Raw genomic sequence first — 9701 nt, forward strand, 5'->3', positions numbered from 1 at the left:
CTACGGGTGCGTCCCCCTTAATACTGGGGCCCAACGAGGCAAAGATGCCTCTACGATGCCCCGTCCGGCGGGGGCCTGTGTGGGATGGAAACGTTATCGGTAATAAACCTTCCGGGAGGTGGTGTCCATCGGGAACGTCCCGCGCGATGGCTGCCGTCCCGGCGCACGACCCCCGCGCTTATTCGCCCACTCGCCCTACGGCGGTGTATGTCACTCGACCTCACGCCGGAGCAGCTCGACCGCTACTCTCGGCACGTCATCATGGACGAGGTCGGCCCGGAGGGACAGGGCCGGCTGCTGGACGCCCGGGTCCTCTGTATCGGTGCCGGCGGCCTCGGCTCGCCCGTCATCCAGTACCTCGCGGCGGCTGGCGTCGGCACGCTCGGCATCGCCGACGACGACATCGTCGAACGCTCGAACCTCCAGCGCCAGGTCATCCACGGCGACCCCGACGTGGGCCGCCCGAAGGTCGAATCGGCGAAGGAGTTCGTCGGCCGACAGAACCCCGATATCGCCGTCGAGACCCACGAGACCCGCGTCACGCCCGACAACATCGAGGGCCTCCTCGCCGACTACGACCTCGTCGTCGACGGCTCGGACAACTTCGCCACCCGCTATCTGGTCAACGACGCCTGCACGCTCGCTGGGGTGCCGTTCGTCCACGGCGCCATCCTCCGGTTCGAGGGACAGATGACGACGTTCGAAGCCACCGTTCCCGAGGAGGGCGCCGACAACGGCCCCTGCTACCGCTGTCTGTTTCCCGAGGCCCCCGAACCCGGGACGGTCCCGGACTGTGCGACCGCCGGCGTCCTCGGCGTCCTCCCCGGCACCGTGGGCTGCGTGATGGCCACCGAGGCCGTCAAACTCGTACTCGACCACGGGGAGACGCTGGACGGCCGGATGGTGTTCTACGACGCTGAGGACATGACCTTCCGCGAGATCCAGGTCGAACCGCGGCCGGACTGCCCGGTCTGCCAGCCCGACGGCGTCGCGTCCGTCCACGAGGTCGAGTACCGTGATACCTGCTCTATCGCCGCTGACTGAGCCGTACTTCCGGAACAAGTTGCGAACTTCGCAGAGAAGAAACAGAGAAGTCAAATAGTAGAACTACAGCCGCGTCACGAGTCGGCGACACGAACCGGTTCCCGTTCGAACCGCTCGCCCGTCCAGCGCCAGGACCGTACGTCGGGGGAGTCGGCGCCCAGCGAGACGATGACGTAGCTGTATCCCGTCCACGTCGCCTCGTGGGCGTCGACGTTGCTCGGGGCCGGCGGGCCGCGGGGGTGCGAGTGGTAGAAGCCGACGACCTCGTCGCCGTCCGCTTCGAGGTCTCGCATCAGTTCCAGCTGCTCGGCCGGGGCGAGTTCGTAGCGGTTGCGCGGGGAGTCGGCGGCGTTGGTCGCGCGGGCGGACTCGTGTGCGGTCGACGCCTCACCGTCGGCCGCCGCGCCGTGTCGTCCAGCGAGGATGCCGCACACCTCCTCGGGCACGCCGCCGCGTGCGTGTGCGACGATATCCTCACGGACCGGCGGGGCGAGACGGAGCATCAGGCCACCGTCCGCGCCAGCGGCCGGACGGCATCGGCCGGCGGCTCGTCGAACCGGTCGGGGTGCAGGACCCACGCGAGATACTCCAGCGTCGCCACCAGCCGCGGCCCCGGGCGGTTGACGAGGTGGTGGCCGTCCATCGCGAACGCCCGCTCCTCGCGGACCGCGGGCAGGTCGTCGAACCCCTCGCGGCCCGTGAGTTCGTCGAGGTTCTCGAACGTCTGGTCGAGTTCGAACCCGCAGGGGGCCGCCACCAGCACCTCGGGGTCGTACTCGCGGACCGCGGCCCACTCGCGGGGGCGCGACTCGGCTCCATGTTCGGCCATGCCGTACTCGCCACCGGCCCACTCGACCAGTTCGGGCATCCAGTGGCCAGCGACCATCACGGGGTCGAGCCAGTCCAGCACCGCGACGCGGGGGCGGGACTCCGCCGGAACGTCGTCGGTCAGCGCCCGAACGCGCTCGACCCGCTCGCGCAGGTCGACCACGAGGTCCGCGGCCGCCGCTGGCCGGTCGAGCGCGGCGCCGATGCGCTCGATATCCGCGAGCACATCGTCCAGGGAGTGCGGGTCCGTCGTGACGACCTCGCAGTCCAGCCCCAGTTCGTCGACGGCCTCGCGCACGAGCACGCGGTCGACCGCGCACACGTCACAGATACCCTGCGAGACGACCACGTCCGGGTCGAGCCGTTCCAGCGTCGCGAGGTCGAGATCGTAGACGCCGCCGGCGCGCTCGGCCTGCGCGACCTGCTCGTTGATCTCGTCGCTCGACGCCTCGGGGTCGACGTGCGTCTCGACGACGCTGGGCAGGGCCGCGGCCTCGGGCGGGTGGTCGCACTCGTGGGAGACGCCCACCGGCTCGACGCCGAGGGCGTAGACGATCTCCGTCGCGGACGGGAGAAGCGAGACGACGCGCATACCCGGTATTGGCACGCGACCGGCTAAAGCGTGTGGCAGTGCGCCAGGTGCGAACGATTCACACACGGGCGCAGGACTGAGGGCGGACGCGACACACGCCACCCGCATGGTCCCCGGCGACGAGACGGCCGACACCGGCCACGACCCCGAGACAGACCCGGCCACGACGGTTCGCGAGGTGACCACCGACGCCGAGTGGGACGCGGCGGTCCCGCTCCTGCGCCAGCTCTGGAGCGATGCGGACCCCGAGTTCGTCCGGTCGTGGCGCGAGGAGGACGACTACCACCTGTTCGGGCTGTTCGCCGGCGGCGCGCCGACCGGAGCCGGGATGCTCGTCGGCGTCGTCGGGGTCTCCGTCCAGCGCGTCCTCCACCATCGGCGCCACGCCTGGGTCCACGACCTCGTGGTGGACGAGCCCCGGCGGTCGTCGGGAGTCGGCACCGAACTGCTGGCGTTCGTCGAGCGCTGGGCCGACGAGCGCGACTGCGAGTACGTCGCACTCGCCAACCGCCTCGACAACGAGGACGCGCTGTCGTTCTACGAGGCGGCGGGGATGGAGCGATGGGGGTACGTGGTTGAGCAGGAGCTGTGAACGTGCATCAAACCTTGCATAGTCAATACTACCGCTGAGGTTCCTGGCTCGTCTCGGACGATTCAGGGACTGAACGGGAGAATCCATCGTTAGCTACCAAGTTCCGTTTCGGCCCAGACACGCACGTCGCTCCCGCCAGGCCCCTACCGACGCCGGGTCGTAGCCACCTGGTCGTGGCACGGGCTCGACACCGGCGCTTATCTTTCCACCCGGCCAGTGAGGGGTATGAGCCTCATCGCCGAGATATCGCTCAGCTCCCCGCTCATGGAGGCCACCGCGGGTGCGGTCCCGGAGACGATCTTCCGGATGGAGGACCTCCAGCTGGTCGAGGACGGGCCCGCGAAGTACCTCTTCTGGGCCGAAGGGGGAGACCTCGAGCGGCTCGACGCCGCCCTGACCGTGGACCCGACCGTGGCCTCGTTCACCTGCCTGACGGAGCTGCCGGACCGCCGGCTCTACCGGGTGAGCTTCACCGGCGAGATGAAGACGCGGATGACCTACCTCGACGCCGCCGCCAACGATATCGTCTATCTGGAGATGCGCTCGACCCACGAGCGGACCCGCATCCGGGCACGCGTGCCGACGCGTGCGGCACTCCGCGAGTACGTCGAAACCTGCCAGGGGAAGGGGATCGACCTCCAGGTGGAGAGCCTCTACCGCACCGACGAGGGGGGAGCGTTCCCCCAGTACGGACTGACCGAGCCACAGCACGAGGCACTCGTCGCCGCTCACGAGGCCGGCTACTTCGACACCGACCGCGGCGCCACGCTGGCGGACATCGCCGCCGACCTGGGCATCTCGCGGCAGGCACTCGCCGGGCGACTCCGGCGCGGCCACCGGCAGCTCATCGGGGCGACGCTGCGGTGAGCCACGCCGTCGGCCGGCACGCTACGCCGGGAACGGCACGTCCAGCACCTGCCCCGCGGCGGGGGCCTCGACGGTCGCCGTCGTCTCGCCGTCCGGCCACGCGACCGTGACCCGCGCCGGCGCCCGGTCGCCGAGCCCGAAGTGCGCGACCGGCTCGCCCTGCGAGAGATAGCCGGAGCCGGCGTCGACGATGCGGTGCTGGGGTGGCCCCTCCGCGGTCGCGAGCGTGACGCGCGCACCGCGGGCCGGAGCGCCGTGTCCGGTACGGGGCCGGACGCGGAGCCAGCCCGCATCGCCCGCGTCCGGCACGCCGTAGACGGCCAGCGGCTCGCCCTCTGCGCCGCCGTGTGCGACGAGCAGCTCGAGTGCGCCGTCGCCGTCCAGGTCCGCCGCAACCGCGCCCGTCGTCGGGCGGTCGGGTTCGGCTGCCGGGCCCGGGTCGGTGGCCTCCCACGTCGAGCCACCGCCGTCCGCCGCGCCGTCACCGACGCGCCGGAGCAGCCGGTTCGGCGCCCCGTGGCAGCCCACGAACAGCTCCTGCCGGCCGTCGTTGTCGAGGTCGGCCGCGAGCACCGCCCGGACGGGGTCGGGCTCGGCGAACGCGTCCGGCGTGATATCGGCAGCGGCCCCGTCACCCAGGCGCCACAGCCGGTTGTGGCCGCCGTCGTTGCCGAGTGCGAGCCCCAGCGCCCCGCCGCAGTCGACCAGCGCGACGCCGCGTGCGTTCCCGTGCGTGTCGGCCACGCCGACCTCGGGCGCGAAGTCGGTGAACCCCCCGCCGTCGTTCCGGAGGAGCAGGTTGGGGCCACGCTCCATCCCGAGGAGGAGGTCCATCCGGACGCCCGCGTCCGTCGCGGTGTCCACGGCTCGGACGGGGCCGGCGAGGACCGAGCGGCCGCCGCCGAGGAAGTCGACGCCCAGGTCGGCAGCGCGGTCTGTCACGTGTCCGGCAGCGACGGTCTGGAGGCGCGCTGGGGAGGCGTCGCCAGTGACGAGGACGGCGTAGGTGCCGTCGCCGGTCCGGTCGAGCGCCGCGACCGAGCGGCCGACCCGGAGATTCCGGCCCCGTCGATTGCGGCCGTCGGCCAGCAGGTCGAGCCAGCCGTCGAGGCCGTCGGCGCCGTGCGGGTCGAGCAGACGGTCGGGTTCGGGCGAACCGAGGTCGCCCTCCGCGCCCGGTTCGACCACCTCGCGGGCGAACGGGCCGGCGTTGTGGATGTACCACTCCTCGGTGCCGTCCGCGTCGACGTCCGCGGCGGCGATACCGACCGCGTGCCCGCTCGGGTCGGCGACCGCCTCCCCCTCGCCGTACGGGTCCCCGCCGGTGGCCGTCGCGTCCCGGAGTTCGGCCACCACGTCGACGAGTTCGGTGGTGGGGCTGTCGGCCGCGCCGGGCGCGGTACCCCGGAACAGCCGGTTCGCCTCGCCGTACCCCCCGACGAGGACGTACGGAGTGTCGTCGAACACGGAGACGGCAACGCCGGTCGCGCGGATGGGTTCGCGGTCGGGCAGGATGGCAGCGCGGTCTGCGAGCACACGCCAGCGTGGTCCGGGTCGGGCTTAGCCGTGGCGGGCGGGAGACCGCCAACACACCCCCACAAGAGCCATACCGCACGCAGGCGGACCGCGGGCCGATGAGCGACGACACAGCCGGCGGCGCACTCGGCGGAATGACGGCGCTCGTGACGGGCGCCTCCTCCGGAATCGGTCGAGAGACGGTCCGAACCCTCGCACGGGACGGCGCCGACGTGGTGCTCGCGGCCCGCCGCGAGGCACGCCTCCGCGAGGTCGCCGACGGTGTGGCCGACGCCCACGGCGTCACGGCCGAGGTGGTCCCGACGGACGTGACCGACCCCGACCAGGTCGAGGCGCTGGTCGCGGCGGCCCGCGAGCGACTCGACGGCCTCGACGTCGTCGTCGCGAACGCCGGCGTCGCCGCGGGGTCGGCCATCGAGACGATGACCGACGACGAGTACCGCCGGATGATGGCGGTCAACACGGACGGCGTGTTCTACCTCACGCGCGCGGCGCTGCCCGCGCTTCGGGAAGCGGGCGGCCATCTGGTCTACGTCGGCTCGTTCGCCGGGAAGTTCCCCCGACCGTACAACCCGGTGTACGCCGCGACGAAGTGGTGGGTCCGCGGCTTCGCGAAGTCGGTGTCGGCGCAGGTTGGCGACGACGGGGTCGGCGTGACGGTCGTGAATCCCGCCGCGGTTCGCACCGAGTTCGAGGTCGGCGACCAGACGATGGCCGAGCGCTACGAACCGGGAGAGGTGGTGGAGCCGGCGGAAGTGGCGGACGCGATCGCCTTCGCCGCGAAGCAGTCGCCCTCGATGGTCCACGAACTGGACCTGTACGAGCGGGACAAGCTGACCGGGTTCTAGGGTGGGTTCCTGGGTTCTCTGGACTCTCGCGTCGACAGCGAACGCGACTACGACGAACGCGACAACAGAACCACCTACGAAGCCCTCGCGCGCTCAGGGGCCCGCGGCTCGCTGCGCTCCTCGCTCCGGTCGCTTCGCTCCCTCCACTGCGGTGCTTGCGTCGCCGGGGACCCGCTGAGCGCGCTCGCCCTTCGATTCCACCAGGACGTTGACCGTTCCACGGAGCGGCGGCCCTGCCCTTCCCCGGGTCGCGTGGGCCTCGCGTGCGCTCGGCCACGCGCTCCCGGCCCGTGGACTGGTCGGCCAGCCGGTTCCGGGACCAGGAAGCGCGCCGTCGCCACCCGCGCCGAACCGCGAGCAACGCGAGCGGGTTCGGCGTTCCCGGCGACGGCGCGGGGAGGTGTGGGGACGCTAGCGCCCCGCTGGAACCACCACGCGCCTCGCTCGACCCGAAACGGTCCCCCCTGGCGGACTCGAAGCTGAGCCGAGCGAAGCGAGGCGAAGGTCGGCAGAGCTTGCTCTGCCGGAAGGCGAGCGCTCTCGAACCCTCCCGGGCGACGTAAGCACCGCAGGCCGAACGGAGTGAGGCCGAGGAGCGCAACGAGCCCCGGAGGTGAGCGCCGACGGCGCGAACCAGGGAAGTCGCAGCCCGCGCAGGCCGAAGGCCGAGCAGGAACGTCTTCCCGTGGGTCGAGAGTGCGAGGGCTTCGTAGCAGTTTCTATCACTACTTCACCTATTACCCATATGCCCTAAATTTTCGATAGATATGTTATGATTTGGTCATATATTATAGTACTTATTGGAATATATGCCACCCACACGAAACTTCAAGACCCATCCCGGGACGAGGACCCGACACGCCTATGGCCGGTGACGCCCGACCCGACTTCGTGACCGAGGGGGCCGACACATCGAGCGACGACGCCGGGACGAGCGACGCCGGCACCGCCAGCGAAGGCGACACCGACGCCCACGACGACCAGCCCTGGCGCGACGTGTTCGGCCACGACGAGCCGTACGACGACCAGGTCGACGGCATCGAGACGGCCATCGGAACGGGCGAATCCAGCGGCTTTCTGGCCCTCGAGGGGGCCTGTGGCACCGGAAAGACCCACATCGCGCTGACCGCGGGCATCCAGCTGGTCCGGGACCCGGACACGAAGTACGAGCGCGTCCTCGCGCTGACGAGCGTCAAGCAGCAGCTCCGGCAGTTCGAACAGGACCTCCGCATCATCAACGACAACCTCCCCGAGGACTGGAACCCCGTCTCCGGGCTCACGTTGGTCGGGAAGGCCGACGTCTGCGCGTACAACGTCGCCGGGACGGGTGGCATCGACGACTCGAACGTCTACGAGCGCTGCGAGGGGCTCCGCGAACGGACGCGCGCGCTCGCGGACGACACGAGCGCGGGCGACCTCGCCTCACAGGCCCGCTCACAGCAGGTCGGACTGGCCGATTCGGGCGCGAGCGGCGGCGACGCCGCCGACTACCTCGAGGCCGCGGGCGGGATGGCCCCCTACCCCGAGGGCACGCCGGAATCCGGGAACGACGTGGAGTACTGCCCGTTCTACGCGCAGTTCCTCGAGGACCTGCCCGACGACGGCGAGGCGGCCGAGGCGGTCCCGTTCGACTGGACGGAGACCGGCCACATCGACGCGCAGGAACTCACGCGGCTCTCTGTGGACGCCGGGACGTGTCCGCACTCCGTGATGGGGGCGCTGCTACCCGAGGTGGAGGTCGTCGTGGGGAACTACTACCACGCGTTCGACCCGACGACGGTCGAGACGTTCACGGGCGCACTGCTGGACGAGGAGACGTTCGTCGTCTGCGACGAGGCCCACATGCTCGAACCGCGCGTCCGCGACCTCGTCAGCGACGGCATCGCGGACGTCTCCCTGCGGGACGCCGAGAGCGAACTCGCACAGGTCGTCCAGCCGCTGACGATGACCGACGAGACCGGCCGGCAGACGGGGCCCGTCGACCAGATACGGGCGGAGTTATCGGACGCCAGCGTCGACCTGGAGGACCTCCAGCGGACCCGCCAGTTCCTCCGCGACCTCCGGGGAGAGCTCGCCCGACAGGTCGAGTCGTATCTCGACCGGGAACACCGGGGCTGGCGGGCGAACCTGAACGACCTGCCCGACGACGAGATTCCCCTCCGTGACCCCGAACGGCCCCGCACCGACGACCTCACCCAGTGGGCCGAGAACGAGGGGTACGGCGAGCGCGACTGGGTTCGCGCCGAGAGTGCGTGTGCCGTCGCCGCGCGCATCCTGAACAGCGTCGAGGAGGAGGACACCAAGCGGACCGCACCCGCCGTCGGGCGCGCACTGGGCGCGTGGGCGCGCGCCGACCACGTCGACCACTTCCGCGAGGTCGAACTCGAGCGGACGTGGGACGACGCTCAGCCCACGGACTCCTGGCGGCGCGCGTACAACGCACGCTTCGCGCTCCACAACTGCCTGCCGGGGGATGCCATCGCCGAGCGCCTCGACGAGTTCGGCGGCGGCGTCCTGATGAGCGCGACCCTCGAACCGCTCGACGCCTTCGCCGAGGTGACGGGGCTGAACCACCTCGAACGCGAGGAGGACCGGCCCGTCATCACCCGGAGCTACGGACTGGACTTCCCACCCGAGCACCGCGAGTCGTTCGCGGTCGCGGCGCCGCCGTTCACCTTCGAGAACCGCGGCGCGCCGGGGGAGGAGACCGAGGCCCGGCGCATCCACGCGTCGGCACTGCGGGAGGTCGCCACGGTGTCGGGCAACGTCCTCGTCGGGATGCCCAACTACGCCGAGGCCGAATGGGCCGCCGAGTACCTCCGCGACGCCGTCGACAAGACGGTCCTGCTGGACGAGTCCTCCGCGGACGACGTGACCGAGGACCTGAAACAGGAGTTCTTCGACGGGCCCGGGAAGGTGCTCGTCACCTCGCTCCGCGGGACGCTCACCGAGGGGGTCGACTACCGCGGCGACCGCCTCAGCGCGGCCGTGGTCTGCGGGGTCCCGCTCATCAACACCGCCAGCCCGCGGACGCGGGCGCTCCGGACGGCGTACGACCGGCGGTTCGGCGACGGCTTCGAGTACGCGCTGACGGTCCCCGCCGTCCGCAAGGCACGCCAGGCCGTGGGGCGCGTCATCCGCGGGCCCGACGAGACGGGCGTCCGGGTGCTGCTGGACGAGCGCTACGCGCGCGATACATGGAACAGCGTCCGCGAGTACCTCGGGCCGGACCGCGAGGAGTTCCAGGCCGTCTCGCCGGACATGCTCTCGCTCGGGCTGGACCGCTTCCGCGAGACGGCCGGCGACAGTGGCGTGGACTGACACCGTCGCCCGCCGGTGTCCATCGTGACAGGGCCGGGGTCCCGGCGGGACCGGCCCGTTCGACGCGTGACTT

At 71.2% G+C, this 9701-nt stretch carries 8 protein-coding genes; 5 read left to right on the forward strand and 3 right to left on the reverse strand.

From position 1 onward, the window contains the following. Positions 1 to 207: 207 nt before the first annotated feature. The gene (gene ubaA / locus NL114_RS06990) at positions 208 to 1044 is read left to right on the forward strand and encodes an SAMP-activating enzyme E1 (RefSeq protein ID WP_254824072.1); all 837 of its coding nucleotides are present in this window, start codon (positions 208 to 210) and stop codon (positions 1042 to 1044) included. A gap of 74 nt (positions 1045 to 1118) precedes the next feature. On the opposite strand, the gene NL114_RS06995 is transcribed toward ubaA, so the two are convergent. Together NL114_RS06995 and NL114_RS07000 are read right to left on the reverse strand one after the other, a co-directional pair. After that, entirely contained in the window at positions 1119 to 1547 is a 429-nt protein-coding gene (locus NL114_RS06995) for a desampylase (protein WP_254824073.1), read from the reverse strand. Further along, the gene (locus NL114_RS07000) at positions 1547 to 2464 is read right to left on the reverse strand and encodes an ABC transporter substrate-binding protein (protein WP_254824074.1); all 918 of its coding nucleotides are present in this window, start codon (positions 2462 to 2464) and stop codon (positions 1547 to 1549) included. The genes NL114_RS06995 and NL114_RS07000 overlap by 1 nt, the downstream gene beginning before the upstream one ends. A gap of 106 nt (positions 2465 to 2570) precedes the next feature. Here NL114_RS07000 and NL114_RS07005 point away from each other — a divergent pair, with 106 nt between their 5' ends. Next, a complete protein-coding gene (locus NL114_RS07005) occupies positions 2571 to 3056 on the forward strand; it encodes a GNAT family N-acetyltransferase (RefSeq protein WP_254824075.1) in 486 nt (161 codons plus the stop codon). A 225-nt stretch (positions 3057 to 3281) separates the two neighbouring features. After that, a complete protein-coding gene (locus tag NL114_RS07010; protein ID WP_254824076.1) occupies positions 3282 to 3923 on the forward strand; it encodes a helix-turn-helix domain-containing protein in 642 nt (213 codons plus the stop codon). 21 nt (positions 3924 to 3944) lie between these two features. Here the strand turns inward: NL114_RS07010 and NL114_RS07015 are convergent, their stop codons facing one another. After that, a complete protein-coding gene (locus tag NL114_RS07015) occupies positions 3945 to 5459 on the reverse strand; it encodes a CRTAC1 family protein (RefSeq protein WP_254824077.1) in 1515 nt (504 codons plus the stop codon). A gap of 98 nt (positions 5460 to 5557) precedes the next feature. Between NL114_RS07015 and NL114_RS07020 the strand changes: the two genes are divergently transcribed. Further along, on the forward strand, positions 5558 to 6307 hold the full coding sequence (locus NL114_RS07020; RefSeq protein ID WP_254824078.1) for an SDR family oxidoreductase: 750 nt from the start codon (positions 5558 to 5560) through the stop codon (positions 6305 to 6307). Positions 6308 to 7171: 864 nt separating this feature from the next. Next, positions 7172 to 9628 carry an ATP-dependent DNA helicase gene (locus NL114_RS07025; protein ID WP_254824079.1) on the forward strand — a complete coding sequence of 819 codons (2457 nt, stop codon included), beginning with the start codon at positions 7172 to 7174 and terminating at the stop codon, positions 9626 to 9628. Positions 9629 to 9701: the final 73 nt, after the last annotated feature.

The sequence above is a fragment of the Haloglomus halophilum genome, assembly GCF_024298885.1.
Classification (GTDB): Archaea; Halobacteriota; Halobacteria; order Halobacteriales; family Haloarculaceae; genus Haloglomus; species Haloglomus halophilum.